The organism is Bacteroidota bacterium (assembly GCA_036522515.1).
Lineage (GTDB): Bacteria > Bacteroidota > Ignavibacteria > UBA10030 > SZUA-254 > VBOC01.
The window spans coordinates 404202-429840 of the sequence record DATDFQ010000043.1; the positions used below are offsets into that span (position 1 = coordinate 404202).

Sequence of the window (25639 nt, forward strand, 5' to 3'; positions counted from 1 at the left end):
ATCAATTCACGGCTTCGGTGGTTTTGGCCGGGGTCCTGAACAGTTCCCCGAGAGACATTCCGCGCCGTTGCGCCATGGTTCGCGCGTCGATCAGCGAGAGGAGTCCCTGGAGGGTGGCCTTCACCACGTTATGAGGGTTGGAAGATCCGATCGATTTCGTCAGAATATCCTTGATACCGGCGGATTCGAGAACCGCGCGCACGCCGCCGCCGGCAATGAGGCCGGTTCCGGGAGAAGCCGGTTTCAGCAGAACTTTCGACGCTCCGAACTTCGCGGTGATGGCATGGGGGATCGTTCCGTTCACCACCGGCACCGTCACGATATTCTTCTTCGCGTCGTCGATTCCCTTGGAGATCGCGTCCTGGACTTCGTTCGCCTTGCCGAGCCCGATGCCGACATGCCCGTTCCCGTCTCCGACGACGACGATCGCGCTGAAGCTGAAGCGCCTGCCGCCCTTCACGACTTTCGCAACCCGGTTGATATGAACCAACCGGTCTTTTAACTCTAGTTCGCCTGCTCTGATTCTCGCCACGTTCATGTACTCCAAGTAGTTGTCCTGTTGAGTCCGTGCTGCCGGGGGAGGAGTCGAACCTCCACTGACGGCTCCAAAGGCCGCTGTCCTGCCATTAGACGACCCGGCAACGAGTGTCCGATCGATCGCCCGAGCCGGCCCGGGGGCTCAGAATTCCAATCCCGCCTCGCGCGCACCGTCCGCCAGGGCCTTCACGATTCCATGATAGAGGTAGCCGTTCCTGTCGAAGACGACTCTCTTCACCTTCTGCTCGACTGCCTTCTTCCCCACGTTCATACCCACGCGCTTTGCGATCTCTTTCCTGGCCTTGACGCCCTTCAGCTCTTCCCGGAGATCCTTCGAGAGGGTCGAGGTCGAGACGAGCGTCTTTCCGATCGAGTCGTCGACGAGCTGGGCGTACAGATGATGCAGGCTCCGGTACACCGTCAGCCGCGGCCGTTCCGTGGTCCCCTGGATCTTGAGGCGGACGCGCCGCTTGATTTCCATCCGCCGTAGAATTCTTGATTTTTTGATCATGCTCTCTTATCCTGCCTTCGCGCCTGCAGTCGCCGCCGCCTTGCCTGCCTTGCGCCGTATGTATTCTCCTTCGTACTTCACGCCTTTCCCCTTGTAGGGCTCGGGGGGCCGGAAGGAGCGAAGTTTAGCGGCAACCTGGCCGACCAGTTGTTTGTCGATTCCTGAGATGGTGACGTTTGTGGGCACCGGGACTTCGATCTTGATGCCGGCGGGAGCCTCGAAGAGGATCGGGTGCGAGTAGCCGAGCGCGAACTGAATTTTCTTTCCCTTCACTTCCGCCTTGTACCCCACTCCGACGATCTCCAGCTTCCGCACAAAGCCCTCGGACACGCCTTTCACCATGTTATTGATGAGCGCGCGCCAGGTGCCGTGGAGAGCCACCTGCGCCTTGACGTCGGACGAGCGCGTCACGCTGATTTCGTTCTCCTTGACGTCGATCCCGATGCTTTTGGGAATCGCGGCGGAGAGCTCTCCCTTCGGTCCGGTGACTTTAATCCGTCCGTCGGCGAGCTCCACCTTCACTCCCTTGGCGATGGGTATCAGTTTTCTTCCGATGCGCGACACTGTCTTCTCCTAAAAAAGAGGTGTTACCAGATCTGGCAGAGAACTTCTCCGCCGACGTTCATCGTGCCCGCGCTCTTTTCGGTGAGCACGCCCCTGGACGTCGAAAGGATCCCAATCCCAAGCCCGTTCAGGACGCGGGGCAGTTCCCGGGCCGAGGCATACTTCCGGAGGCCGGGCTTGCTGATCCGCTTGAGTCCCGTGATCGCGTTGACTCCGTCGGAGGAGCGCAGCACGATCCTCAGCGTCCCCTGCTTGTTGTCGGGGATTTCCGTAAAGCTTCCGATGAACCGCTCCTCGAGCAGGAGCTTGGTGATCTCCCGCTTCAAATATGACGAGGGGATATCGACGCGCTTGTGGCGCGCCCGGATTGCGTTCCGCAACCGGGTGAGATAATCTGCGATGGGGTCTGTAGTGTTCATAAGGTTGTTTTGCTCCTACCAGCTCGCTTTTACGACGCCGGGAATTTTTCCCTCGAGGGCCATCTTCCTGAAGCAGATCCGGCAAATGCCGAATTTGCGGAGGAAGCCGCGCGGCCGGCCGCAGTTGTTGCACCGGTTGTGTTTTCGCACCGGGTACCGGGGCGTCTTCTTCGACTTTTCCATCATCGCCAAACGTGCCACGTCGTCTCTCCTTACTGTTGTTCCGAAGCGGTCTTTTCCTTGACCGGTTCCTCTCGCCGTACGAACGGCATGCCGAACCCCTTGAGAAGTTCGTACGCTTCCTGGTCCGTCTTTGCGGTCGTCACGAAGCAGACGTCCATTCCGAAGACCTTCGTCACTTTATCGACGTCGATTTCGGGGAAGATGATATGCTCCTTCACCCCGATGGTATAGTTCCCGCGCCCGTCGAAGGACTTATCGGAGAACCCGCGGAAGTCGCGGATCCGGGGCACGGCGACGCTGATGAACCTGTCCATGAATTCATACATCCGGTGCTTTCGCAGCGTGACCTTCGCGCCGATCGCGAGCCCTTCCCGCAGCTTGAAGTTCGAAACCGCCTTTTTCGCCTTCGTGGTCACGACCTTCTGGCCGACGATCGTCTCGAGGTCCTTGACGACGACGTCCAGGAGCTTCGGATCCTGCGTCGCCTGCCCGACGCCGACATTGATCGCGATTTTTTCGAGCCGGGGGACCTGCATGACGTTCGAATAGTTGAAGCGCTTCACCAGATCCTGGACCAGCTGTTTGGTAAACAGCTCGTGCAGGCGCGGCGCCACTCCCGCCTCCTGCGTTCCCGCAGGCTGCGCGGAGGGGGCCTTTTTGGCGCCCTTTTCAGTTTTATCCGGCTTCGGTGTCTTCGGTGTCTTCGGTGCTTGTTCTTTTCCCATACGAGTTCTTTTCTAAAACATCTCTTCGCAATTCCGGCAAACGCGCATCATGTGCTTTCTGCCGGTCGTTGCGTCTGTGACGGGTTTGTGTCCGAGCCTCGAAGGAGTATTGCACTTCGGGCAGACCACCATCACGTTCGGTGCGTTAATCGGGGCCTCTTTCTGGACGATCCCGCCCTGCGGATTCTTCTGCGAGGGCCTCGAATGGCGGCGGATGATGTTCACGCCCTCGATGATCACCCTTCCGTTGTCCCGGAACACTTTGAGCACTTTTCCGGTCTTTCCGCGGGAATTCCCCGCGACGACTTTCACAGTATCATTCTTGTGGATTTTCAAAGGACTTCCGGCGCAAGAGAGATGATTTTCATATAGTTTTTTTCGCGCAATTCGCGGGCAACCGGCCCGAAGATCCGCGTCCCGCGGGGTTCGCCCTGGGGGTTCAGCAGCACGGCGGCGTTCTCGTCGAACCGGATGAAGGAACCATCCTTGCGGCGGGTCTCCTTCTTCGTCCGCACGATCACCGCCCGGGACATCTCGCCCTTCTTGATCGCGGCGCCGGGGATCGCGCTCTTCACCGAGACGACGATCAGGTCGCCCACTCCGGCGTAGCGTCGGTCGTGCCCGCCGAGCACCCGGATGCAACGGACCTTCTTGGCCCCTGAATTATCCGCCACGACGAGATTTGTTTCTTCCTGGATCATCGGCTTGCAGTCCCTGCGCTTATTTTGCTTTTTCCACGATTTCGATGAGCCGCCACCGCTTCCGGCTGCTCAGAGGGCGAACTTCCATGATCTTGACCACATCGCCGATGCGCGCTTCCTGTTTTTCGTCGTGCGCCATCAGCTTTGAAGTCCGTTTGAAGTACTTCTTATAGAGGCCGTGGGGCACGCGCCGCTCGATCGCGACGACAATGCTCTTCTGCATCTTGTTGCTCACGACTTTCCCGATGCGCATTTTGCGCTGGGTCGGCCGTACAATCGAGGCGCCTGCGGATTCCATGTTCAGTTCCCTTTGGGAGGATTCTTCACTGTGGCCGCAGCGGCGCGAAGCTGCCGTTCCCGGAGAACGGTCTTCATCTTCGCGATGTCGCGGCGGCATTTCCGGATTTGCATCGGATTCTCCAGCTGGCTGGTCGCCTTCTGAAACTTCAGGTGAACGAGATTCTCCTCCTCGTCCTTCATCCGTTTCGCCAGTTCCAGCTCCGGCAGTTCCCGAACTTCAAATATCTTCACGTTTCATTCCTCCTGCTTGTCAACCGGCCTGGTACGAGGGACGTGTGACCATGCGCGTCTTGATCGGAAGCTTGTGGGAGGCCAGGTCCATCGCTTCCGAAGCCACGTTTTTCTTGATCCCGCCCAGTTCAAACATGATCGTGCCGGGCTTTACCACCGCCACCCAGAATTCCGGCACGCCCTTGCCGCTTCCCATACGCGTCTCGGCCGGCTTCTTTGTCACGGGCTTGCTCGGGAAGATCCTGATCCAGACCTTTCCCTCGCGCTTCATCAGGCGGGTCAGCGCCACGCGCGCCGCCTCGATCTGCCTCTGCGTAATCCATCCCGGCTCGAGCGCTTTCAGGCCGAAATCCCCGAACGCGACGCTCGCTCCGCGGGTGGCTTTCCCGCGCATCCGGCCCCGCTGGGCCTTTCGGTATTTAACTCTTTTTGGGAGTAACATTTTTCCTCAACAATCTTCCGTTTGTTACTTGGTCACTCTGTCGAGCACTTCGCCGCGGCAGATCCAGACTTTTACGCCGATGGTCCCATAGATCGTCATGGCGGTCGCCTGGGCATAGTCGATATCGGCGCGAAGCGTGTGAAGGGGAATGCGGCCCTCTTTGTATTGCTCCGACCTGGCGATTTCCGCTCCGCCGAGCCGCCCGCCGCACATCACGCGAACCCCTTCGGCGCCCATCCGCATCGCGGAGGTGATCGCCATCTTCATCGCGCGCCGGAACGACATTCTTCCTTCGAGCTGACCCGCGATATTCTCGGCCAGCAGGAAGCTGTCCAGCTCCGGTCTCTTGATCTCGTGAATGAGAATCTTCACCTCTTTATTGGTGATCTGCTTCAACTCCTCTTCCAGTTGGGTGATTTCTTTCCCGCTCCGGCCGATGACGATGCCGGGGCGCGAGGTATGGATCGTGATCACCGCCTTCTTGGGGGTCCGGTCGATCAGGATTCGCGATATTCCGGCCTTCTTCAGACGATTGTGGACGTAACTCCGGACTTTGGAGTCTTCCTGAAGTTTCCCGGCAAAATCCTTGTCGTCGTACCAGTTTGAATCCCACGACCGCAGGATGCCGAGGCGAAAACCGACCGGATGTACTTTTTGGCCCAAGTGGACGCTACTCTTTCTCTTCTGTTGGTGAAGTCTGCTTGCGTGATGTTGATTTGGCCGAAACTTCCTTGGGCGAGCCTTCCTTGTGGGAAGCTTCCTTCGCCCGCGTTTTATGAGCGGCCTTCGCCTTGATCTTCTTCTGTGCGACGACAATCGTGAGATGGTTCGACCGCTTGACGATCCGGTAGGCCCGGCCCATCGGCGCCGGCAGCATGCGTTTCATGCCCGGGCCGCCGTCGACGAAGACCTCCTTGATGTAGAGAGATTCCGGATCGACCCGGCCCGCCTCGTCTTTATTCTGCAAATTGGAAACCGCCGACCGGACGACTTTCTCGGCGACCTTCGCCGCGGACTTCGCGGTGAAGTGAAGGATACTCAGCGCTTCCGGAACGGAGCGGCCGCGGATGAGATCGATCACCAGACGCATCTTCCGCGGGGAAGAGTTGATATACCGGTTGATGGCGCGTGCTTCGAGCATCTTGTTAACCCTCTGTGGTGGTCGTCGTTTCAGTCCTCAAACCGGGATGCCCCCTGAAAATACGGGTCGGGGCGAATTCTCCGAGCTTGTGTCCCACCATTCCCTCATGGACATAGACGGGAATAAACTTGTTTCCGTTGTGCACCGCGAGCGTGAGCCCGACAAAATCGGGGGTGATCGTGGAGGACCGGCACCAGGTCTTGATGACCTTCTTCTGGCCGGAAGCCGCCATCGCCTCTATCTTGGCGAGAAGCCCCGGGTCTACGTACGGTCCTTTTTTGAGCGATCGAGTCATGCGGTAATTCCGATCCTGCGATTATTTGCGGCGCTTAACGATATACTTGTTCGATTGCAGCTTGTGATGCCTGGTCTTCTTCCCCTTCGTGTGCCAGCCCCAGGGCGATACGGGGTGGGGGTTCCCCTGCGGCGACTTCCCCTCGCCTCCGCCGTGGGGGTGATCGACGGGGTTCTGCACCACGCCCCTCGACTGCGGGCGAATGCCGAGCCATCTCGACCGGCCCGCTTTGCCGATGCTGATGTTCTCGTGGTCGATGTTGCCGACGACGCCGATCGTCGCGTAGCATTCCTGGGGGACGTTCCGGATCTCGCCCGAAGGCATCCGGAGTTGCGCGTACTTTCCCTCTTTCGCCATCATGTGGATCGAGCAGCCGGCGCTCCTGGCGATCTGCCCGCCCTTACCGGGCCGCAGCTCGACGTTATGGATGAAGGTGCCGACCGGGATGTTCGCGAGCGGCATCGAGTTGCCCACTTTGATGTCCACGTCGGGCCCGGAGGCGATCACCTCGCCCACCTTCAGGCCGTCGGGCGCGAGGATATACCGTCTCTCTCCGCCGGTATACATCACCAGGGCGATCCTCGCGGAGCGGTTGGGATCGTATTCGATGGCGACGACCTTGGCGTTCACGCCCTTCTTGTCCCGTTTGAAATCGATGATCCGGTAGAAACGCTTGTGCCCGCCGCCCCGGTGCCGGGACGTGATATGGCCGTTGGTGTTCCTGCCGCCGGAACTCTTCAGCGGTTCGAGGAGCGACTTCTCGGGCTTCGACTTCGTGATCTCCTCGAAGGTCGGAATTGTCATCCATCGCGTGCCCGGGGTGTTCGGCTTCAGGATTCGGATACCCATGTGTCTTTTCTTCTCTCTCCGGGTGTTAAATGTTCTCGAACAGGTTGATCTTGTCGCCCTCTTTGAGGGTGACGAGCGCCTTCTTAAAATGTGCCGTCTTTCCGCGGAAGGACCCCCTCCGGGTCATTTGCGCCTTGGACTTGCCCTTGTAATTCATGGTGCGCACGTTCGTCACCTTCACGCCGAACTTCTTTTCGACGGCGCGGGCGATGTCGATTTTGTTCGCGGCCGGATCAACCTCGAACGCGTACAGCCCTTTTTCCTGCATGTTTGTCATTTTTTCCGTCACGATGGGACGGTAAAGGATGCCGATCATGATTGCCCTTCATGAAACGTTTTTTCCAACAATTGGACCGCGCTCTTTTGGATCAGCAGGATCTGATTGTCGAGAATTTCGTAGGTGGACGCCTTGGCCGCTTCGATGACGTGGAGCAGGGGCATGTTGCGGCCGGACTTCCAGATCGCTTCGTCCCGCTGCGGCACCACCAGAAGCGTCTTCCTGCCCGAGAGCTCCAGCGCCTTCAGGATGGCCGCAAGATTCTTCGTCTTGATCTCCCCGAGCGAAAAATCTTCGACGATTTTGATCGACGCGCTTTTCGCCTTGTAGCTCAGCGCGGATTTCCGCGCGAGCTGCCGGATCTGCTTCGGCAGTTTATTGGAGTAGTCGCGGGGCATCGGTCCGAAGATCGTCCCGCCCCCCTTCCACAGCGGCGACCGGGCGGCGCCGATTCTCGCACGGCCCGTGTGCTTCTGCTTCCAGAGTTTCTTTCCGCTGCCGCTCACCTCGCCGTAGGTTTTCGTTTTTGCGGTCCCCTGGCGCCGGTTTGCGAGATGCACCGTCACCGCCTGGTAGATCGCATGATCGTTCGGCTCGATTTCGAAGACGGCGGGAGAAAGCTCGATGCGCTCGCCGCTTTCCGTCCCGTCCTTTTTATAGATGTGCAGTTCCATGGCCTTGTCGGGAGACGTCCTATCCTTCTTTGAGAATCTCAACGTAACTGTTGATGTGCCCCGGGATGGATCCCCGGATGAGCAGCAAATTCGATTCCGGGATCACCTGAACCACCCGGAGATGCTTCACGGTCACGCGCTCGCCGCCCATGCGGCCGGCCATGCGCATCCCCTTGAACACCCTCGACGGGTACGAGCTTGAACCGATCGAACCGGGAGCGCGTTCGCGGTCGCTCTGTCCGTGCGTCCGGAACCCTCCGCCGAAATGATGGCGTTTGACGACGCCCTGAAAACCCCGTCCCTTCGACGTCCCGGCGACGGAAACAAGTTCGCCCTTGGTGAAGAGCGCGTCGACCTTGATCTCCGCGCCGAGCGGGAACCTGGCCGTATCGAAGCCCTTGAACTCGCGAAGCATCTGCTTCGCGGGGATGCCCGCCTTCTTGAAGTGTCCGGCGGCGGGCTTGTTCACGAGCCGGACTTTGGCGTCGCCAAACCCGAGCTGGACCGCTTCGTAACCGTCGGCTTCCTTCGTCTTGATCTGGGCCACGAAACAGGGCCCCGCTTCGATGACCGTACAGGGAATGGCTTCGCCTGTTTCGTCGAAGACACTCGTCATCCCGATTTTTTTACCTAGAATTCCTGACATAAGAGGATATTGAACAATGAACGTGGCCCGTTTGACCGGCGCACGGGAAACAAGGGAGAGGCCCGCTGTCGGAGCTACAAACCCGAGTCTGTGTTAAACTTTGATCTCCACATCGACGCCTGCGGGGAGCTCAAGCTTCATCAACGAATCAACTGTCTTGTTGGACGAATTGAGGATGTCAATGAGGCGCTTATGGGATCGCATTTCGAATTGCTCGCGCGATTTCTTGTCGACGTTCGGCGAACGCAGCACGGTATAGAGCGTGCGCTTGGTCGGCAGCGGGATCGGTCCCGAGACCACCGCGCCGGTCGATTTCACCGTCTTGATGATCTTCTCCGCCGACTTGTCGATCAACGCGTGATCGTACGATTTCAGTTTGATGCGTATTTTTTGTCCGGCCACGTGGGGCGTTTTCCTGTAGTGCTATTCGAGAATCTTTGTGACGACGCCCGCTCCGACGGTGTGTCCGCCCTCGCGTATGGCAAATCGCAAACCGTCTTCCATCGCGATCGTCGTAATCAGCTCGACCGACATGTTATCGACGTTGTCGCCCGGCATCACCATTTCGGTGCCGGAGGGAAGCGTTGCAACCCCCGTCACGTCGGTCGTCCGGAAATAGAACTGGGGACGGTATCCGCTGAAGAAGGGGGTGTGGCGTCCGCCCTCCTCCTTCTTGAGCACGTAGACCTGGGCCGTGAATTTCTTATGCGGCGTGATCGAACCGGGCTTGGAAATGACCATCCCGCGCTCGAGCTCCGCTTTTTCCACGCCGCGGAGCAGCAGGCCGGCGTTGTCGCCCGCCTGGACTTCGTCGAGCTCCTTGCGGAACATCTCCGCGCCGGTGATGACGGTCTTCTTGTGGGAGCCCAGACCGACGACCTCGACTTCATCGCCGACCTTCGCCTTGCCGCGTTCGACGCGGCCGGTTCCGACGGTGCCGCGTCCCGTGATCGAGAACACGTCTTCAATCGGCATCAGGAACGGCTTGTCGATGTCGCGCTTCGGAAGCGGGATGTAGCTGTCGACGGCGTCCATCAGCTCGAAGATGGGCTTGAATGCGGCGTCATCCGGTTTCGCGTCGGCCGCCAGCGCGCGTTCCATCGCCTTCAGCGCGCTCCCGCGGATGATGGGGATCTCGTCGCCGGGGAAATCATACTTTTTCAGCAGGTCGCGCAACTCCATTTCGACCAGCTCGATCAACTCGGGGTCGTCGACCATGTCGATCTTGTTCAGGAACACGACGATCCGGGGAACGCCGACCTGGCGCGCGAGAAGGATGTGCTCGCGGGTCTGCGGCATCGGGCCGTCGTTGGCCGCGACGACGAGGATGGCGCCGTCCATCTGCGCCGCGCCGGTGATCATGTTTTTGATATAGTCGGCATGGCCGGGGCAATCGACGTGAGCGTAATGGCGCTTGGAGGTGGAATACTCGACGTGCGCGACGGCGATCGTGATGCCGCGCTCCCGCTCCTCGGGGGCGTTATCGATGCTGTCGAACGTCCGGACCGAGGCCAGGCCCTTCTTGCTCAGGCACATGGTGATAGCCGCGGTCAGGGTTGTTTTCCCGTGATCGATATGACCGATCGTTCCGACGTTGACGTGCGGTTTGTCTCTGTTGAATTTTTCCTTTGCCATGCTTGAGATCTCCTTTAGTGCTGAGCTGTTGAACGATTCTCTGTGTTATGCGAGGACTGCTTCCTTGCCTTTAACTTTTTCGATGATCTGGTCCGAAATATTCCGGGGAACTTCCTCGTAGTGCGAGAATTGCATCGTGTAGATCGCTCTCCCCTGCGTCATCGACCGGAGCTGGGTCGAGTAACCGAACATTTCCGACAGGGGAACCTTCGACTTGATGACCTGGGCGTCCTTCCGGGCGGTCAACCCTTCGATCTTTCCGCGCCTCGAGCTCAAATCGCCCATCACGTCTCCCATGTATTCCTCCGGCGTCACGACCTCGACATCCATCACCGGTTCCAGCAGGGCCGGGTTCGCCTTCTTCGCCGCCGCCTTGAATGCGATCGAGCCCGCGATCTTAAACGCCATCTCCGAAGAGTCGACGTCGTGGTAGGAGCCGTCGAACAGGCTGACCTTCACATCCTCGACCGGGTAGCCGGCAAGGACGCCGTTGCGCATCGCTTCCACGATGCCCTCGGAGACCGAATTGATGTATTCCTTCGGGACGGTTCCTCCGACAATCGCGTTCTCGAACTCGTATCCCTTCCCCTTCTCGTTCGGCTCGACGGTAATCCAGACGTGGCCGAACTGTCCGCGCCCGCCCGACTGCCGGACGAACTTCCCTTCCTGCTCGACTTTCTTCCTGATGGTCTCCTTGTAGGCGACCTGGGGTTTCCCGACGTTGGCCTCGACCTTGAATTCCCGCTTCATGCGGTCGATGATGATCTCCAGGTGCAGCTCGCCCATGCCGCTGATGATCGTCTGCCCTGTTTCCTCGTTTGTGGAAACCCTGAACGTCGGATCCTCCTCTGCGAGCTTCGAGAGAGCCTCCCCCATCTTCTCCTGGTCGACTTTCGTCTTCGGCTCGATGGCGACCGAGATGACGGGATCGGGGAAGATCATCTTTTCAAGAATGATCGGATCCTTCTCGTCACAGAGCGTATCACCCGTCCGGGTGTGCTTCAGGCCGACAACGGCGACGATATCCCCGGTGAACGCTTCATCGACATCCTCGCGGTGGTTCGCATGCATCCGGAGGAGCCGCCCGATCCGCTCTTTTCGCTCGGAGACGGGGTTGTACACGTACGATCCGGTTTCCACGCTTCCGGAATAGACGCGGAAGAACGTGAGTTTTCCGACAAACGGATCGGTCATGATCTTGAACGCGAGCGCGGTAAACGTCTCCTTGTCGCTCACTTTCCGGCTGACGTGGTCCTTCATGTTCGCATGGTGGCCGATGATTTCGGCCCCCGCCACATCGAGAGGGGAGGGGAGGAAATCGACCACGGCGTCCAGGAGGCTCTGCACGCCCTTGTTCTTGAAGGACGAACCGCAGAGCACCGGCACGATGCTCACTTTCAGGCACGCGCGACGGAGGACGGCTCTGATCTCCGAGGGGGAAATTTCCTTCCCTTCCAGGTATTTTTCGAGCAGCGTGTCGTCTTCGTCCGAAACGGCTTCCAGCATCTTGGTCCGGCATTCCTGCGCGAGCTTTTGAAGGTCGTGCGGGATTTCCAGGTCGTCCCAGGTCGATCCGGCGGTGCTCTCGTGGAAGATCCGCGCCTTCATCGTGATCAGATCGATGATTCCGGTGAAAATATCCCCTTCGCCGACGGGGATCTGGATCGGAACTGCGTTCGCGCCCAACCGGGTCTTCATCATCGAGATGCAGTTGAAATAATCGGCGCCGACGCGGTCCATCTTGTTGACGAATGCGAGCCGGGGGACGCCGTACTTGTCCGCCTGGCGCCACACGGTTTCCGACTGGGGCTCCACTCCGCCGACCGCGCAGAACAACGCGACCGCACCGTCGAGGACCCTCAGCGAGCGTTCGACTTCAACCGTGAAATCGACGTGGCCGGGCGTGTCGATGATGTTGATCCGGTGGTTGTTCCAGAAGCAGGTCGTGGCCGCGCTCGTGATCGTGATCCCGCGCTCCTTCTCCTGCTCCATCCAGTCCATCGTCGCCGCGCCGTCGTGCACCTCTCCCATCCGGTGCAGGACACCGGTATAGAACAGGATGCGTTCCGTCGTGGTCGTCTTACCGGCATCGATGTGGGCCATGATGCCGATATTTCTTGTTCGTTCTAAGGGATATACTCTGGGCATAGTTTCAAATTCTCACTGATCGTGTACCTTCGGTTCATCGTCGGCCGCGGGGCTGATCCGCTCACCACTTGAAGTGCGCGAACGCCTTGTTGGCTTCTGCCATCTTATGGGTGTCTTCTTTTTTCTTTACCGCGCTTCCTTCGTTATTCGCCGCGGCGAGGAATTCGGCGGCGAGCTTCAACGACATCGATTTGTCTTTCCTCTCGCCCGCGTAGTTGATCAACCAGCGGATCGCCAGCGCGATACTCCGGTCCGGCCGCACTTCGGTCGGGATCTGGTAGGTCGCGCCTCCGACTCTCCGCGCCCGGATTTCGAGGACCGGCTTCACGTTGCTGACGGCCTTCTTGAATATCTCGAGCCCTGTGCCTTTTCCCCTCTGCTCGGCGATCGTAAATGCATTGTAGACGATGCGGCGCGCGAGGTGTTTCTTCCCTTCCTTCAGGACGCTGTTGATAAACTTGGAAACCAACACGTCGTTGAATTTCGGGTCCGGCGGTGTAATTCTTCTGGCTGCGGTCTTCTTTCTCATACTCTCTACTTAGGCCTCTTGGCTCCGTACTTTGATCGCCCCTGTTTGCGGTCGGTGACTCCGGCCGTGTCGAGCGTTCCCCGCACGATATGGTAGCGGACGCCCGGAAGATCCTTCACCCTGCCCCCGCGGATCAGGACAATGGAGTGCTCCTGCAAATTATGCCCCTCGCCGGGGATATACGCGGTCACTTCCAGGCTGTTCGTAAGCCGTACACGGGCCACCTTCCGGAGGGCCGAATTCGGCTTTTTCGGCGTGGTCGTGTAGACTCTCGTGCAAACTCCCCGTTTTTGCGGGGACCCCTGCAACGCAGGCGCCTTGCTTTTAAAGGTCACTTGCTCCCGGCTTAACCGGACAAGTTGATTTATCGTGGGCAGATGATTATCTCCTGAATTTCGTCAAAGCCTATAAAGATACGCAATTTCCATGATATTGTCAATTAGATTCATCAACAAAGCCCGAAACCCGGGGAACGCCCCCGGGGCGCCGTTTGGGGCGGTTTGAGCGGCGCGGCCGGGCCCGCCGGGGTCAGGTCGCCGCCTTCTCCCTCTTCCGGACTTTCTTCTTTTCGAGCACCATTTCTTCGGGCACCAGCGACACTTCCGGCGCGGGCGCTTCCTCTCTCGGCAGCACGATCACATTCCGGAATTTTTTCAGACCGGTGCCGGCGGGAATGAGGTGGCCCATGATCACATTTTCCTTGAGGCCGAGCAGCAGGTCGACCTTCCCCTCGATCGCGGCATCGGTCAGCACCTTCGTTGTTTCCTGGAACGACGCCGCGGAGATGAAGCTGTCCGTGGAGAGCGCCGCCTGCGTGATCCCGAGCAGGATCGGCTCCGAGGTGGCCGGCATCGCGTCACGGAACTCCGCGATCTTCTTGCTCTTTTTCCGGAGGTCGGTGTTCGCCTCGCGCACTTTCTTCTTCGAGATCAACTGGCCTTCCTTGAGTTTCGCGTCGCCCTTCTTGGTGATGATCACCTGATCCTTCAGGCTCTCGTTCTCGAGGTTCACCGGGATGATGTCGACATGGTCGTCCTCGAGGAACCGGGTATCGCCCGGATCGACGACGCGGACCTTCTGCATCATCTGGCGCACGATCACCTCGATGTGCTTGTCGTTGATCTTCACGCCCTGCATCCGGTAGACTTCCTGGATTTCGTTGACGAGGTACTCCTCGACCGCCCCCACACCCTTGATCCGGAGGATGTCGTGCGGGTCGATCGCCCCGTCGGAGAGGCGCTCCCCGGCGCGGATGACGTCGTTCTCCTGCGCGAGAATATGTTTGCCCATGGGGATCAGATAATGGCGCTCGTCCAGGCCGTCGTGGCTCATGACCTTGATCTCGCGCGATCCCCTCTTCTGGGCGCCGAACTTGACAACGCCGTCGATTTCGGAGACGATGGCGGGATCGGCGGGGCTTCTCGCCTCGAACAACTCCGTCACGCGGGGAAGGCCTCCGGTGATGTCGCGCGTCTTTCCGCTGTCGCGCGGAATCTTGACGAGCACCGTCCCCGACTGCACCTCCTCGCCGTCGTTCACGATCATGTGGGCCCTGGTCGGGATGATATAGCTTCCGACTTTCTGTCCCTTGTCGTTCGCGACGTTGATGGTGGGGCTCAGCGTCCGGTCGCGCGAATCGATGACGACCTTCTGAATGTGTCCCGTCTGTTCGTCCGGTTCTTCGCGGTAGGTGATGTTTTCCTTCAGGTCCTGATACTTGACGACGCCGCGATGCTCGGAAATGATGACAGCATTATACGGATCCCATTCGTAGATGATCTCGCTCCGTTTGACGGGGGCCCCGTCTGTGACGAGCAGGGTCGCGCCGTAGGGGACGTCGTATTTGGTGAGCACGCGGTTGTCGGTGTCGAGGATGTTGATCACACCGCTGCGGCCGAGCACGATGAGTCTCCCGTCCGCGTCCGCCTGCTTCAGGAACTTGATGCCGTCGTACTTGGCCCTTCCGTCGAATTTCGAAACGATCTGCGACTGTGTCGCGATCAGGCTCGCGGTGCCGCCGGTGTGGAACGTTCTGAGCGTCAACTGGGTGCCCGGCTCGCCGATGGACTGCGCGGCGATGATGCCCACGGGTTCGCCCGGCTCGACGATCTTCGAAGTGGTGAGGTTCCGCCCGTAGCATTTCGCGCAGACTCCCCGCTTCGCCTCGCAGGCAAGCACGGAGCGGATTTCGACCGTCTCGATCGACGTGTCCGCGATCGCAGCGGCCTTCTTCTCGTCGATCTCCTCGCCGGCCTTCACAAGCGTCTTGCGGGTCAGGGGGTCGATCACGTCATGCACGGCGACGCGCCCGAGGATACGCTCGGAGAGCGGCTCCTTCACGTCTTCGCCTTCCTTCAGCGGTCCGGTGACGACGCCGCGGATCGTGCCGCAATCCTCCGCCGCGATGATCGCGTCCTGCGCCACGTCGACAAGCCGGCGGGTGAGATAACCGGCATCCGCCGTCTTCAACGCGGTGTCGGCGAGCCCCTTTCGCGCTCCGTGGGTCGAGATGAAGTACTCGAGGATCGACAACCCCTCGCGGAAGTTGGCAATGATCGGGTTTTCGATCAATTCCCCCGTGGCTCCCGACATGCTCTTCTGCGGCTTCGCCATCAGTCCGCGCATTCCCGCGAGCTGGCGCACCTGCTCCTTCGAGCCTCTCGCGCCTGAATCAACCATCATATAGAGGGAGTTGAACCCGTCGCGCGCGTGCTGGAGGGCGTCGAAGAGCCTCTCGGCCACCCTGTTCGTCGTTCGCGTCCAGATATCGATGACCTTATTGTACCTCTCGCCGTTCGTGATGAACCCGCGATAGTACTGGTTCTGCACGTTTTCGACGTCCCGCGTCGATTTTCCGATGACTTCCTCTTTTTCCTTCGGTATGATCACGTCTCCGACGCTCACGGACAATCCCCCCTTGGTCGCGTAGGCGAACCCGAGGTCCTTGAGATTATCCAGGAATTCCGCCGTGCGGAGGTTGCCCGAGCCGCGGAACGCCGTCTGCACGATCTGCGTCAGGCGCTTCTTGTTGAGCAGCTCGTTGATGAACCCGAGCTCTTTGGGCACGATCTGGTTGAAAATCACCCTGCCGGTCGTCGTCTCGATCATCTTTCCGTCTATCCGCACCTTGATGCGGGCATGGAGTCCCAGCCTGTTGAGGTTATGGGCGATGATCACCTCGCGGGGCGAGGAGAAGAGCTTCCCTTCGCCGAGGTCTCCGGCCTTGGACTTCGTGAGGTAGTAGCATCCCAGCACCTGGTCCTGGGTCGGGTGGACGATCGGGGCGCCGTTTGACGGGGAGAGAATATTGTGGCTTGAAAGCATCAGGATTCTCGCCTCGAGCTGGGCGTCAAACGAAAGCGGCACGTGTACGGCCATCTGATCGCCGTCGAAGTCGGCGTTGAACGCCGTGCAGACCATCGGGTGAATCCGGATGGCTTTCCCCTCCACGAGAACCGGCTGGAACGCCTGGATGCCGAGACGGTGAAGCGTCGGGGCGCGATTCAGAAGGACCGGATGCCCGTCGATGATATTCTCGAGAATTTCCCAGACCTCCTGGCCCTTCTTGTCCACCATCTTCTTGGCGCTCTTGACGGTCTTCACAAGGCCGCGCTCGATCAGCTTCCGGATGATGAACGGTTTGAACAGCTCGACCGCCATGTCTTTCGGAAGGCCGCACTCATGCAGTTTCAGCTCCGGTCCCACGACGATCACGGAACGGCCGGAGTAATCGACGCGCTTCCCCAGCAGGTTCTGGCGGAATCTCCCCTGCTTCCCTTTCAGCATATCGGAGAGCGACTTGAGCGCGCGGTTGTTGTCGGACCGGACCGCGTTGACCCGGCGCGAATTGTCGAAGAGGGAATCGACCGCCTCCTGCAGCATCCGCTTTTCGTTGCGGAGGATCACCTCCGGCGCCTTGATCTCGATGAGCCTCTTCAGGCGGTTGTTCCGGATGATGACGCGGCGATAGAGGTCGTTCAAATCGGACGTCGCGAACCGCCCCCCTTCGAGAGGCACCAGCGGCCGGAGTTCGGGAGGAATGACCGGGATGACGTCCAGGACCATCCACTCGGGCTTGTTGGCCGGGCCGTTTTCCCGCTCCCGGAACGCCTCGACGACGCGGAGCCGTTTCAACAGCTCCTGCTTCTTCTGAATCGCGGTTTCATCCTTCGAACCGCTCCGGAGCTCGGCCGCGAGCCCCTCGATGGCGACCCGCTTCAGGAGCGCCTTGATCGCGTCGCCGCCGATTTTCGCGATGAATTTCTTGTCGTCCGTGTCTTCGAGATCCTGATTCTTGTCCGGCAGCGAGGCGAGCACGTCGTAGTATTGTTCCTCGGAGAGGAGGTCCATCTGATGGAGCCCGGTGGTCCCGGGCTGCACGACGACATAGGACTCGTAGTAGATGATCCGCTCGAGATCCTTGCCGCTCAGCCCCAGAATGTTGCCGATCTTCGAGGGCGACGAGCGGAAGTACCAGATATGGACGATCGGCACGGCGAGCGAAATATGCCCCATCCGTTCCCGCCGGACGCTCTTCTGGGTCACTTCCACGCCGCAGCGGTCGCAGATGATCCCCTTGTACCGGATGCGTTTGTATTTGCCGCAGTGGCATTCCCAATCGCGAACCGGGCCGAAAATCTTTTCGCAGAACAATCCGTCCTTCTCGGGCCGGAACGACCGGTAGTTGATCGTCTCGGGCTTCGTCACCTCGCCGTGGGACCGCGAGAGGATCAGGTCGGACGACGCGAGCGTGATCGTGATCTTCGAGAAATTCTTCTTGATGATATTTTCGTGCGTGAATGCCATTGTCAGACTCTCCGAGTTCGTTATTCTATTTTGAGATCCAGGCCAAGGCCCATCAACTCGCGGACCAGCACGTTGAAGGATTCCGGAACGTTCGGCTCCGGAAGATTGTCTCCCTTGACGATGCATTCGTACAGCTTGGCTCGCCCGTAGACGTCGTCGCTCTTGACCGTCAGGATTTCCTGGAGGATGTTGGCCGCGCCGTACGCTTCAAGCGCCCAGACCTCCATCTCTCCGAACCTCTGGCCGCCGAACTGGGCCTTTCCGCCGAGCGGCTGCTGCGTGATGAGGGAGTAGGGACCGATGGAACGCGCATGGATCTTGTCGTCGACGAGGTGCGAGAGCTTCATCATGTAGATAAAGCCGACGGTCACGTCCTGGTCGAACTGCTCCCCCGTCCGCCCGTCGAACAGGATCGCCTTGGAATTCGGGTTGAGGTTCGCCTTGGCAAGCTCCGCCTGGACATCCTCCCAGCTCGCCCCGTCAAAAATCGGGGAGGCGTATTTCAGGCCGAGCTTCTTTCCGGCCCATCCCAGGGCCGTCTCGAAGAGCTGGCCCAGGTTCATCCGGGAGGGAACGCCGAGCGGGTTGAGGACGATGTCGACCGGCGTGCCGTCTTCCATGAACGGCATGTCCTCGGGAGGCACCACCTTCGCGACGACTCCCTTGTTGCCGTGCCGGCCCGCCATCTTGTCGCCCACCGAGAGTTTCCGCTTCTTGGCGACATACACCTTTGCAAGCTGCACGATTCCGGAGGGGAGTTCGTCGCCCAGCATGATTTTTGTCTTCTCGTGCTTGTAGTACTCCTCGACATCCTTTTGCTTCTGGACGAAATTCTGATAAATCTTCGCGACCAGCGCGTTCTTCTTCTTGTCCTCCACCCAGTCCGAGGAGGCGTCGAGGGATTCGATCACCTCGAGGTTGACGAACGTCTCCTCCTTGAGCTGTGTCCCGCCGCGGATGACGATTTCGCCGCCGGTATCCCGGATGCCGGCCGACTTCTCGCCCGCCAGGAGCAACCCCAGCTTCCGTCCGAGCTTCTCGACGTTCCCTTTGATCGCCTTTTTGTAGGCCCGGTCGAGTTGCTCGCCCAGGCGCTTGTCTTCCTTCTTCGACTCGGAGTCCTTCTTCTTGCGGCTGAAGAGCTTGGTCGCGATCACGATCCCCTTCATTCCGGGGGGCGCCTTGAGCGAAGCGTCCTTGACGTCGCCGGCTTTTTCGCCGAAGATCGCCTTCAACAGTTTTTCTTCCGGAGTCGATTCCGTCTCGCCCTTGGGGGTGATCTTTCCGATGAGGATGTCGCCTTCCAGGACCTCCGCGCCGACGCGGATGACGCCGTTTTCATCCAGGTCCTTCACCGCGTCCTCGCTCACGTTGGGAATCTCGCGGGTCAACTCCTCTTCGCCGCGCTTCGTATCGCGCACCTGCAGCTCAAACTCCTCGATATGCAGGGAGGTGAAGGTGTCTTCGGAGACCGCCTTCTCGTTCACGACGATCGCGTCCTCAAAATTATAGCCGAGCCACGGCATGAACGCCACGAGGACGTTCCGCCCGAGGGCCAGCTCGCCGTGCTCGGTCGCACAACCGTCCGCGAGGATGTCCCCCTTCCGGACGGACTGTCCGGGTTTCACGTTCGCCCGCTGATTGATGGCGGTGTCCTGATTGGTCCGGAAAAACTTGATGAGGTGATACTCGACCCTCTTCTTGTCGTCGAAACTGACGAGCGCTTCGGGGTTCGTCTCGTCGATGTCGTAATTCACCACGATCGAATTCGAATCGACATACTCCACCACGCCGTTCATCTCCGCGACGATCATCGTCCGGGCGTCCCGGGCGATCTTCCCTTCCAGTCCCGTGCCCACCGTCGGAGCTTCGGGGCGGAGGAGCGGAACCGCCTGGCGCTGCATGTTCGAGCCCATGAGGGCGCGGTTCGCGTCGTCGTGTTCGAGGAACGGGATCAGCGCGGCAGCGGCGCTCGCGATCTGATTCGGAGCGACATCCATGTACTGCAGCTCCTCCGGCTTCACCAGCGGGTAATCGCTCTGCAACCGCGCCTTCACGCGCTCGGTCACGAATTTTCCCTTCTCATCCAGCGCCGCGTTCGCCTGGGCGATGGTGTACCGGTCCTCCATTTCCGCCGTCATGTATTCGATCTCGTCGCTCACCCTTCCGCTCTTCACCTTCCGGTAGGGAGTCTCGATGAACCCGAATTCATTGACATGGGCATGAACGCAGAGGGACGAAATGAGTCCGATGTTCGGTCCCTCGGGAGTCTCGATGGGGCAGAGCCGGCCGTAATGGGTATAATGGACGTCTCTCACCTCGAAACCCGCCCGCTCCCTGGTCAAACCGCCGGGTCCGAGAGCCGACATCCTGCGCTTGTGCGTGATCTCCGCAAGGGGGTTCGTCTGGTCCATGAACTGCGACAGCTGGTTGGTGCCGAAAAATGCGTTGATCACGCTCGTGATCGTCCGCGCGTTGACGAGATCCTGCGGGGTGATTTTTTCCTGGTCGCGGAGGCTGAGACGCTCGCGGATGGTCCGCGCCATGCGCGCGAGTCCGATGTTAAACTGCTGGCCGATCTGTTCGCCCACGGTCCGGACGCGCCGGTTCCCGAGGTGATCGATGTCGTCGACCGTCTTCTTCCCCTGCTGGAGATCGATCAGGTAGTTGATGATCGCGATGATGTCTTCCTTCGTCAGGGTCGTGGTCGTCACCGGGATGGTCAGGCCGAGCTTGGCGTTCATCCGGTAGCGCCCCACGTCGCCGAGATCATAGCGCTTCGCGTTGAAGAAGAGGCGTTCCAGGAGATTCTTCGCCGTGTCGAGGTCGGGCGCTTCGCCGGACCGGAGCTGCTGGTAGATCGCGTTCAGGGCCTCCTCGTTCGAACGGGCGATGTCCTTCAGGATGGTGTTGGCGATGACGGAGCTCTCGCCCACCCCCTCCTGCTTCAGGAAGCGGATTTTTTTGATGTCCGATTTCTTGACCTTCTTCAACAGCTCCTCGGTGAACATCGTGTCTTTGTTGATGAAGATCTCGCCGGTTTTCTTGTCCACGACGTCGCTGCAGACGATCCGGCCGATGTACTCTTTCAGGGTGACCTTGTGGGGATCCACCTCCTCAACCAGGTTGAAGAGCTGGAGGATCTCGTCGTCGGAGGAGTAGCCCAGCGCGCGGAGGAGCGTCGTCACCGGGAATTTCTTCTTCCGGTCGATATAGACGTACATCACATTGGCGATGTCGGTCGTGAATTCCACCCACGATCCCCGGAAGGGGATGATCCGTGCGGAGTAGATGGAAAGCCCGTTCGGATGGACGGACTCGTCGAAGAAGACGCCGGGAGAGCGGTGCAGCTGGTTCACCACCACGCGCTCGGCCCCGTTGATGATGAACGTGCCGCGGTGCGTCATCACGGGGAGGTTCCCGAGGTACACTTCCTGTTCGATCGTGTCGACGTAGCTTTTTCCGTCATCGCTCTTGGTGGAGAGCCGCAGCTTCGCCTTCAGGGGGACGGCGAACGTGAGGCCCCGCTCCTGGCATTCGATGACGGAGTATTTCGCCTTCTCGACGTAATACTCGACGAATTCCAGGAGATAATTTTCCCGGGCGTCGGTCACGGGAAAGTTCATCCTGAAGATCTGCTGCAGTCCCCGGTCGTGCCGCTTGTCCGGGGGAGCGCCTGCCTGGAGAAAATAGTCCCACGACTCCAGCTGAACATCGAGCAAATCCGGATACCCGACGATGTCGGGAATCTTCGCGAAGGTGATCCTGCCGTCAACGTGATTGGAATGAGTTTTCACGGGCATACCCTTTTACGGTGTTGAGTTGAGAAAGCGGGAGAAAACAGGGCACCGATAACCAATCCTAAAACTGATTATCGGTGCTATGTTCGGGCAACAATATGTACTCACCGCTCCTTGAACAATTCGTTGTGAAAAATGGTTCTACGGACTGGCACGGCGGCCTTCGGGCCGCCGGCCGGGGGGCTACTTCAGCTCGACTTGCGCGCCCGCCTCTTCCAGCTCCTTCTTCAATTTCTCCGCCTCATCCTTCGAGATCGATTCCTTCACGTTCTTGGGCGCTCCGTCGACCAGATCCTTGGCTTCCTTCAGCCCGAGCCCCGTCGCGGCCCGCACGACCTTGATGACGTTGATCTTCTGAGCTCCCGCCGCCTTGAGGACGACGGTGAACTCGGTCTGCGCCTCGACTGCGGCCGGGGCGGCGGCGCCGCCGGCCATGCCCCCGCCCATCATGACGGGTGCGGCCGCGGTGACGCCGAACTTCTCTTCCAGCGCCTTTTTCAGCTCCGATGCTTCGAGGAGCGTGAGTTTTTCGATCCGTTCAACGATTTCCTGAATGCCTGACATGGGTGCTTCTCCTTGTTCGATTAAATGGTGAATGGATTCTTATGCTGCCTTTTTCTTTTCGATGGCATCGATGAGGTAGACAAGATCCCTCGCCACCGCGCCAACGGCGCCGGCGAGTCCCGCCATCGGGGCCTGAATGCTCCCCAGGATGCCCGCGATCAACTCGTTCCGCGAGGGGAGCTTTGCAAGCTTGTCCAGTTCCTTGCCGTCGAACACCTGCTTCTCGATGACGCAGACCTTGACGGTCAATTTCGAATGCTTCTCGGTGAACTTCTTGATGATCTTCGCGGGCGCGACGGGGTCGCCGTACGCGAACGCGATGGCAGTGGGTCTCTCCAGCCTGTCGAGGACCGAGTCGTAGCCGCCGACCCCCTCGAGCGCTTTGCGTGCGAGCGTGTTCTTCACGACCTCATAGTCGATATTCGACTTCCGGAACTCCCGTCTCAACTCGTTGACCTGTTCGACGGTGACGCCGGTGAAGTCTGCGAAGAACAAACTATTCGCCCTCACGATCCGCTCCTTCATCGCGGAGATAATCTGCTCTTTTTCGGAACGTTTCATGAATTCCTCGTGGTCTTCAAGCGTGTCTCCTGAGAAGCCCCCGCCCTTCAGGGCGGAGCAGGAAACGGTTGTCTGGTAGTGAGTGCGTAAACTTCAAATTCTTAATGGGCCCCGACGACCGCCCTGTCGATCCGGACGCTCGGACCCATGGTGCTGGAAAGAGCGATGCTCTTCACATACTGTCCCTTGGAGCTCGACGGTTTGATGCGGATGACGGTGTTCAGGAACGCCTGCACGTTCTCGACGAGTTTTTCCTGTTCGAAGCCCGACTTTCCCACGGTCGCATGGAGGATCCCCGCCTTGTCGACCCGGAACTCGATCTTGCCGGCCTTCACTTCTTTCACGGCCTTCCCGACATCCATCGTGACGGTCCCGCTTTTGGGGTTCGGCATGAGACCCCGGGGCCCGAGCACCTTTCCGAGCTTTCCGACCTCCCCCATCGTGTCGGGCGTTGCGATGATCACATCGATATCCGCCCAGCCCGCGGTGATCTTCTGGATGTAATCCTGGAAGCCGACATGGTCGGCTCCGGCTTCGCGCGCTTCCTCGTCTTTGGGGGGCTTGGCGAGAACGAGAACGCGAACCGACTTTCCGATTCCGTGGGGAAGCGCGACGGTCCCGCGAACCGCCTGGTCCGCTTTTTTCGGGTCGACCCCGAGCCGGACCGCGATATCGACGGCCTCGTTGAATTTCGCGCTCGCCATCTCCTTCACGAGCTGCACGGCTTCCGCAACGGTGTAGATCTTCTTCTGATCCACTTTCTTGGCCGCAGCCTGGTACCTCTTGCTCTTTTTCATGCCTTCATCCTTACGAAGTAATTCGAGGGCCGGGAGAAACGGGAGACCGGCTTATCCCTCGACGGTGATCCCCATGCTCCGGGCGGTTCCCGCGATCATGTTCATCGCGGCTTCAAGATCGTTTGCGTTCAGGTCCGGCATTTTCATCTCGGCGATCTCGCGGACCTGCGACTTCGTCACCGTCCCCACCTTGTTCCGGTTCGGCTCTCCCGATCCCTTTTCCACTTTTGCGGCCTTGGCGAGGAGCACGGAGGCCGGAGGGGTCTTCGTAATGAACGTAAACGATTTGTCCGAGAAGACCGTGATCACGACCGGTATGATGAGGCCCTGTTTGTCCTGTGTCTTCGCGTTAAACTGCTTGCAGAACTCCATGATGTTCACGCCCTTCTGACCGAGGGCGGGGCCGATCGGCGGGGCGGGACTTGCCTGGCCTGCCGAAATCTGCAGCTTGATGAACCCGACTATCTTTTTCATGAATCGATCATCCGTTCCGGAATGTGGTTAGCTTTCGAGTTCCACCTGGTTGAAATCCAATTCGACGGGCGTCTTGCGCCCGAAGATGCTTACCATGACCTTCAACTTCATTTTCTCTTCGTTGACATCCTGAACATACCCGGTGAAATTATTGAACGGGCCGTCGACCACTTTCACCGGTTCTCCGACATGGAAGGGCACTTCCACGACCTCGACATCCTTCCGTTCCTCCATCCTGCCGAGAAGACGCCGGACTTCCTCCACATGGAGGGGAGTCGGCTCGTTCCTGGGGCCGACGAAGCTGATGATCGACGGGGTGTTGAGGATCAGGTACTTCGTCTCCTTGTCCAGCACCGCTTCGATCAGGATATAACCCGGGAAGAACGTCTTCGTCTTGCTTTTCTTCTTGCCGTCCTTTACTTCAAAAATCTTGTCGGCCGGAACGAGGACCGAGGAAATCCTCTCCTCGAGATTCGCCAGCTTCACTTCGTTTTCGAGGTGCGCCTTGACCTTGTTCTCATGCCCGGAATAGGTCCTGACCGCATACCATCGCTTCTGCTGCACTTGATCGCTCACTCCATCATCCTTACAAGATCACCTTCAACACATTGCTCACCACCCAGTCGACGCCGAAGACAAACGCCGCGATCACCCCGCACACGGCGAGCACGATGATCGTCGACTCGCGCAGTTCCTCCGGGCGGGGCCAGGTTACCTTCTTCATCTCCTTGGCGACGTCGGTGAAGAACGCAATGATTTTTTCCTTCATGAACGATCCTTCTCTTAATGACGGTCTGAAACCATGCACGTCAGGAGGGAATCGAACCCCCAACCTGCGGTTTTGGAGACCGCTGCTCTAGCCAATTGAGCTACTGACGTAGGAACCCTTACTTGGTTTCCTTGTGTTGTGTGTGCTTATTGCACCAGGGGCAGTATTTCTTGTACTCCACGCGTCCGCTTTGCTTCTTCTTGTTCTTCGTGGTGGTGTAATTGCGGCGCTTGCAGTCCGTGCATTCCAATGTTATGATATCGCGCATGAAAGGGTTTCCTTATTACGACGCGTTGACGTTCTACCGAGGCTGCGAGCCAGCGAGCCTGCGAGCTTGCGATCGGGATTGAACCGATGACCTCATCCTTACCAAGGATGTGCTCTACCAACTGAGCTACGCAAGCGTACCGACGTTGTTCATGGTACCGGTGTCCCACCCGGCCCCGGCTCCGGGATGAATCACCGTACAGAGCGGGAGACGGGACTCGAACCCGCGACCAACAGCTTGGAAGGCTGTGACTCTACCAACTGAGTTACTCCCGCGATCGATCCCGCCGGACGACACGTTACCATCTCTTGTGGGCAGGGAAGGATTTGAACCTCCGAAGGCCGAAGCCGACAGATTTACAGTCTGTTGCGTTTGACCACTTCGCTACCTGCCCGCAACCTTTGGGCATCCTTACCCCGGACGTCATCCGTCCATATCGCCGCACGTCTCATCGAATCCGACCAACGCTGCTGAGCTGGCGGTCGGATTTGAACCAACGACCTGCTGATTACAAGTCAGCTGCTCTACCAACTGAGCTACGCCAGCATCAAGGATGCGGTGCTTGCCGGGCAATTCCACCCGCACCCGCGATCCCGGAAACGCAGACTCATGAACCACACCGCGCGTTCCGAACCACCGGTCCAGAACGAAAAAAAAATACTTCCCCGCCCCTTCAACCAAACTCGAAGAGTCCGAGATACCGGGCGTCGTAGTGTGATGCAAGGGAGGTATTTTTTCAATTTCAGCACAGTAATATAACAATTATTGGCAAAATGTCAAACAATTAATGTGC

General features: G+C 59.1%; 32 protein-coding genes and 6 tRNA genes. All 38 read right to left on the bottom strand.

The genetic code is table 11. The features are described from left to right. Position 1: 1 nt before the first annotated feature. Positions 2–538, bottom strand: a complete 537-nt coding sequence (gene rpsE, locus VI215_08065) for a 30S ribosomal protein S5 (protein ID HEY6192265.1) — start codon at positions 536–538, stop codon at positions 2–4. Between the two features lie 32 nt (positions 539–570). Further along, positions 571–641: transfer RNA gene (locus VI215_08070), tRNA-Gln, on the bottom strand. A gap of 38 nt (positions 642–679) precedes the next feature. Next, complete coding sequence (gene rplR / locus VI215_08075; protein ID HEY6192266.1) at positions 680–1048, bottom strand: 50S ribosomal protein L18; 369 nt, start codon at positions 1046–1048, stop codon at positions 680–682. A gap of 6 nt (positions 1049–1054) precedes the next feature. Further along, on the bottom strand, positions 1055–1612 hold the full coding sequence (rplF, locus tag VI215_08080) for a 50S ribosomal protein L6 (protein HEY6192267.1): 558 nt from the start codon (positions 1610–1612) through the stop codon (positions 1055–1057). 23 nt (positions 1613–1635) lie between these two features. After that, positions 1636–2031 carry a 30S ribosomal protein S8 gene (rpsH, locus tag VI215_08085; GenBank protein ID HEY6192268.1) on the bottom strand — a complete coding sequence of 132 codons (396 nt, stop codon included), beginning with the start codon at positions 2029–2031 and terminating at the stop codon, positions 1636–1638. Positions 2032–2046: 15 nt separating this feature from the next. Next, positions 2047–2232, bottom strand: coding sequence for a type Z 30S ribosomal protein S14 (locus tag VI215_08090; GenBank protein HEY6192269.1), 186 nt, complete (start codon positions 2230–2232; stop codon positions 2047–2049). Positions 2233–2243: 11 nt separating this feature from the next. After that, positions 2244–2939 (bottom strand): 50S ribosomal protein L5, encoded by a 696-nt coding sequence (gene rplE, locus VI215_08095; protein ID HEY6192270.1) that lies wholly within the window; start codon positions 2937–2939, stop codon positions 2244–2246. 12 nt (positions 2940–2951) lie between these two features. After that, positions 2952–3275: a 50S ribosomal protein L24 gene (rplX, locus tag VI215_08100; GenBank protein HEY6192271.1), complete on the bottom strand. Its 324-nt coding sequence runs from the start codon at positions 3273–3275 to the stop codon at positions 2952–2954. Further along, positions 3272–3640, bottom strand: a complete 369-nt coding sequence (gene rplN, locus VI215_08105; protein ID HEY6192272.1) for a 50S ribosomal protein L14 — start codon at positions 3638–3640, stop codon at positions 3272–3274. Before rplN ends, rplX begins: the two co-directional genes overlap by 4 nt. Positions 3641–3659: 19 nt before the next feature. Then, positions 3660–3938 (bottom strand): 30S ribosomal protein S17, encoded by a 279-nt coding sequence (gene rpsQ / locus VI215_08110; GenBank protein ID HEY6192273.1) that lies wholly within the window; start codon positions 3936–3938, stop codon positions 3660–3662. Between the two features lie 2 nt (positions 3939–3940). Then, a complete protein-coding gene (gene rpmC / locus VI215_08115) occupies positions 3941–4171 on the bottom strand; it encodes a 50S ribosomal protein L29 (GenBank protein ID HEY6192274.1) in 231 nt (76 codons plus the stop codon). A gap of 19 nt (positions 4172–4190) precedes the next feature. Beyond that, positions 4191–4613 (bottom strand): 50S ribosomal protein L16, encoded by a 423-nt coding sequence (gene rplP / locus VI215_08120; GenBank protein HEY6192275.1) that lies wholly within the window; start codon positions 4611–4613, stop codon positions 4191–4193. Between the two features lie 24 nt (positions 4614–4637). Further along, positions 4638–5276: a 30S ribosomal protein S3 gene (gene rpsC, locus VI215_08125; GenBank protein ID HEY6192276.1), complete on the bottom strand. Its 639-nt coding sequence runs from the start codon at positions 5274–5276 to the stop codon at positions 4638–4640. A 7-nt stretch (positions 5277–5283) separates the two neighbouring features. After that, positions 5284–5754: a 50S ribosomal protein L22 gene (gene rplV / locus VI215_08130; GenBank protein ID HEY6192277.1), complete on the bottom strand. Its 471-nt coding sequence runs from the start codon at positions 5752–5754 to the stop codon at positions 5284–5286. A 4-nt stretch (positions 5755–5758) separates the two neighbouring features. After that, positions 5759–6049: a 30S ribosomal protein S19 gene (gene rpsS, locus VI215_08135; protein HEY6192278.1), complete on the bottom strand. Its 291-nt coding sequence runs from the start codon at positions 6047–6049 to the stop codon at positions 5759–5761. A 21-nt stretch (positions 6050–6070) separates the two neighbouring features. After that, the gene (gene rplB, locus VI215_08140) at positions 6071–6898 is read right to left on the bottom strand and encodes a 50S ribosomal protein L2 (GenBank protein HEY6192279.1); all 828 of its coding nucleotides are present in this window, start codon (positions 6896–6898) and stop codon (positions 6071–6073) included. 25 nt (positions 6899–6923) lie between these two features. Next, positions 6924–7211 (bottom strand): 50S ribosomal protein L23, encoded by a 288-nt coding sequence (rplW, locus tag VI215_08145; GenBank protein ID HEY6192280.1) that lies wholly within the window; start codon positions 7209–7211, stop codon positions 6924–6926. Beyond that, entirely contained in the window at positions 7211–7849 is a 639-nt protein-coding gene (gene rplD / locus VI215_08150) for a 50S ribosomal protein L4 (GenBank protein HEY6192281.1), read from the bottom strand. Before rplD ends, rplW begins: the two co-directional genes overlap by 1 nt. Before the next feature lie 19 nt (positions 7850–7868). Next, positions 7869–8495, bottom strand: coding sequence for a 50S ribosomal protein L3 (rplC, locus tag VI215_08155; GenBank protein ID HEY6192282.1), 627 nt, complete (start codon positions 8493–8495; stop codon positions 7869–7871). Positions 8496–8588: 93 nt separating this feature from the next. Further along, positions 8589–8897, bottom strand: a complete 309-nt coding sequence (gene rpsJ, locus VI215_08160; GenBank protein ID HEY6192283.1) for a 30S ribosomal protein S10 — start codon at positions 8895–8897, stop codon at positions 8589–8591. A 21-nt stretch (positions 8898–8918) separates the two neighbouring features. Next, entirely contained in the window at positions 8919–10130 is a 1212-nt protein-coding gene (tuf, locus tag VI215_08165) for an elongation factor Tu (protein HEY6192284.1), read from the bottom strand. A 45-nt stretch (positions 10131–10175) separates the two neighbouring features. Then, positions 10176–12278 (bottom strand): elongation factor G, encoded by a 2103-nt coding sequence (fusA, locus tag VI215_08170; GenBank protein HEY6192285.1) that lies wholly within the window; start codon positions 12276–12278, stop codon positions 10176–10178. Between the two features lie 61 nt (positions 12279–12339). Continuing rightward, the gene (gene rpsG / locus VI215_08175; GenBank protein HEY6192286.1) at positions 12340–12807 is read right to left on the bottom strand and encodes a 30S ribosomal protein S7; all 468 of its coding nucleotides are present in this window, start codon (positions 12805–12807) and stop codon (positions 12340–12342) included. Positions 12808–12812: 5 nt separating this feature from the next. Further along, entirely contained in the window at positions 12813–13184 is a 372-nt protein-coding gene (gene rpsL / locus VI215_08180; GenBank protein HEY6192287.1) for a 30S ribosomal protein S12, read from the bottom strand. Positions 13185–13335: 151 nt separating this feature from the next. Then, positions 13336–17613, bottom strand: coding sequence for a DNA-directed RNA polymerase subunit beta' (gene rpoC, locus VI215_08185; GenBank protein ID HEY6192288.1), 4278 nt, complete (start codon positions 17611–17613; stop codon positions 13336–13338). A gap of 20 nt (positions 17614–17633) precedes the next feature. Then, positions 17634–21410, bottom strand: coding sequence for a DNA-directed RNA polymerase subunit beta (rpoB, locus tag VI215_08190; GenBank protein ID HEY6192289.1), 3777 nt, complete (start codon positions 21408–21410; stop codon positions 17634–17636). A gap of 186 nt (positions 21411–21596) precedes the next feature. After that, positions 21597–21977, bottom strand: coding sequence for a 50S ribosomal protein L7/L12 (rplL, locus tag VI215_08195; protein HEY6192290.1), 381 nt, complete (start codon positions 21975–21977; stop codon positions 21597–21599). 39 nt (positions 21978–22016) lie between these two features. Continuing rightward, positions 22017–22538: a 50S ribosomal protein L10 gene (rplJ, locus tag VI215_08200; GenBank protein HEY6192291.1), complete on the bottom strand. Its 522-nt coding sequence runs from the start codon at positions 22536–22538 to the stop codon at positions 22017–22019. 101 nt (positions 22539–22639) lie between these two features. Next, positions 22640–23335, bottom strand: a complete 696-nt coding sequence (gene rplA, locus VI215_08205) for a 50S ribosomal protein L1 (protein ID HEY6192292.1) — start codon at positions 23333–23335, stop codon at positions 22640–22642. 51 nt (positions 23336–23386) lie between these two features. After that, positions 23387–23809, bottom strand: coding sequence for a 50S ribosomal protein L11 (gene rplK, locus VI215_08210; GenBank protein HEY6192293.1), 423 nt, complete (start codon positions 23807–23809; stop codon positions 23387–23389). Between the two features lie 27 nt (positions 23810–23836). Further along, the gene (nusG, locus tag VI215_08215; GenBank protein ID HEY6192294.1) at positions 23837–24385 is read right to left on the bottom strand and encodes a transcription termination/antitermination protein NusG; all 549 of its coding nucleotides are present in this window, start codon (positions 24383–24385) and stop codon (positions 23837–23839) included. A gap of 10 nt (positions 24386–24395) precedes the next feature. After that, positions 24396–24578: a preprotein translocase subunit SecE gene (gene secE, locus VI215_08220; protein ID HEY6192295.1), complete on the bottom strand. Its 183-nt coding sequence runs from the start codon at positions 24576–24578 to the stop codon at positions 24396–24398. 36 nt (positions 24579–24614) lie between these two features. Beyond that, a tRNA-Trp gene (locus VI215_08225) sits at positions 24615–24688 on the bottom strand. An 8-nt stretch (positions 24689–24696) separates the two neighbouring features. Continuing rightward, positions 24697–24846: a 50S ribosomal protein L33 gene (gene rpmG, locus VI215_08230; GenBank protein ID HEY6192296.1), complete on the bottom strand. Its 150-nt coding sequence runs from the start codon at positions 24844–24846 to the stop codon at positions 24697–24699. 63 nt (positions 24847–24909) lie between these two features. Further along, a tRNA-Thr gene (locus VI215_08235) sits at positions 24910–24982 on the bottom strand. Positions 24983–25048: 66 nt separating this feature from the next. Further along, positions 25049–25121, bottom strand: a tRNA-Gly gene (locus VI215_08240). A gap of 36 nt (positions 25122–25157) precedes the next feature. Beyond that, a tRNA-Tyr gene (locus VI215_08245) sits at positions 25158–25240 on the bottom strand. A 79-nt stretch (positions 25241–25319) separates the two neighbouring features. Further along, a tRNA-Thr gene (locus VI215_08250) sits at positions 25320–25392 on the bottom strand. Between the last annotated feature and the right edge of the window lie 247 nt (positions 25393–25639).

What these genes read in the sequence shown, in the direction of transcription:
- rpsE (HEY6192265.1), bottom strand. Translation starts at nt 538, where the DNA reads ATGAACGTGGCGAGAATCAGAGCAGGCGAACTAGAGTTAAAAGACCGG.
- rplR (HEY6192266.1), bottom strand. Translation starts at nt 1,048, where the DNA reads ATGATCAAAAAATCAAGAATTCTACGGCGGATGGAAATCAAGCGGCGC.
- rpsH (HEY6192268.1), bottom strand. Translation starts at nt 2,031, where the DNA reads ATGAACACTACAGACCCCATCGCAGATTATCTCACCCGGTTGCGGAAC.
- rplE (HEY6192270.1), bottom strand. Translation starts at nt 2,939, where the DNA reads ATGGGAAAAGAACAAGCACCGAAGACACCGAAGACACCGAAGCCGGAT.
- rplN (HEY6192272.1), bottom strand. Translation starts at nt 3,640, where the DNA reads ATGATCCAGGAAGAAACAAATCTCGTCGTGGCGGATAATTCAGGGGCC.
- rpsQ (HEY6192273.1), bottom strand. Translation starts at nt 3,938, where the DNA reads ATGGAATCCGCAGGCGCCTCGATTGTACGGCCGACCCAGCGCAAAATG.
- rplP (HEY6192275.1), bottom strand. Translation starts at nt 4,613, where the DNA reads ATGTTACTCCCAAAAAGAGTTAAATACCGAAAGGCCCAGCGGGGCCGG.
- rplV (HEY6192277.1), bottom strand. Translation starts at nt 5,754, where the DNA reads ATGCTCGAAGCACGCGCCATCAACCGGTATATCAACTCTTCCCCGCGG.
- rpsS (HEY6192278.1), bottom strand. Translation starts at nt 6,049, where the DNA reads ATGACTCGATCGCTCAAAAAAGGACCGTACGTAGACCCGGGGCTTCTC.
- rplB (HEY6192279.1), bottom strand. Translation starts at nt 6,898, where the DNA reads ATGGGTATCCGAATCCTGAAGCCGAACACCCCGGGCACGCGATGGATG.
- rplD (HEY6192281.1), bottom strand. Translation starts at nt 7,849, where the DNA reads ATGGAACTGCACATCTATAAAAAGGACGGGACGGAAAGCGGCGAGCGC.
- rplC (HEY6192282.1), bottom strand. Translation starts at nt 8,495, where the DNA reads ATGTCAGGAATTCTAGGTAAAAAAATCGGGATGACGAGTGTCTTCGAC.
- tuf (HEY6192284.1), bottom strand. Translation starts at nt 10,130, where the DNA reads ATGGCAAAGGAAAAATTCAACAGAGACAAACCGCACGTCAACGTCGGA.
- fusA (HEY6192285.1), bottom strand. Translation starts at nt 12,278, where the DNA reads ATGCCCAGAGTATATCCCTTAGAACGAACAAGAAATATCGGCATCATG.
- rpsG (HEY6192286.1), bottom strand. Translation starts at nt 12,807, where the DNA reads ATGAGAAAGAAGACCGCAGCCAGAAGAATTACACCGCCGGACCCGAAA.
- rpoC (HEY6192288.1), bottom strand. Translation starts at nt 17,613, where the DNA reads ATGGCATTCACGCACGAAAATATCATCAAGAAGAATTTCTCGAAGATC.
- rplL (HEY6192290.1), bottom strand. Translation starts at nt 21,977, where the DNA reads ATGTCAGGCATTCAGGAAATCGTTGAACGGATCGAAAAACTCACGCTC.
- rplJ (HEY6192291.1), bottom strand. Translation starts at nt 22,538, where the DNA reads ATGAAACGTTCCGAAAAAGAGCAGATTATCTCCGCGATGAAGGAGCGG.
- rplA (HEY6192292.1), bottom strand. Translation starts at nt 23,335, where the DNA reads ATGAAAAAGAGCAAGAGGTACCAGGCTGCGGCCAAGAAAGTGGATCAG.
- rplK (HEY6192293.1), bottom strand. Translation starts at nt 23,809, where the DNA reads ATGAAAAAGATAGTCGGGTTCATCAAGCTGCAGATTTCGGCAGGCCAG.
- secE (HEY6192295.1), bottom strand. Translation starts at nt 24,578, where the DNA reads ATGAAGGAAAAAATCATTGCGTTCTTCACCGACGTCGCCAAGGAGATG.
- rpmG (HEY6192296.1), bottom strand. Translation starts at nt 24,846, where the DNA reads ATGCGCGATATCATAACATTGGAATGCACGGACTGCAAGCGCCGCAAT.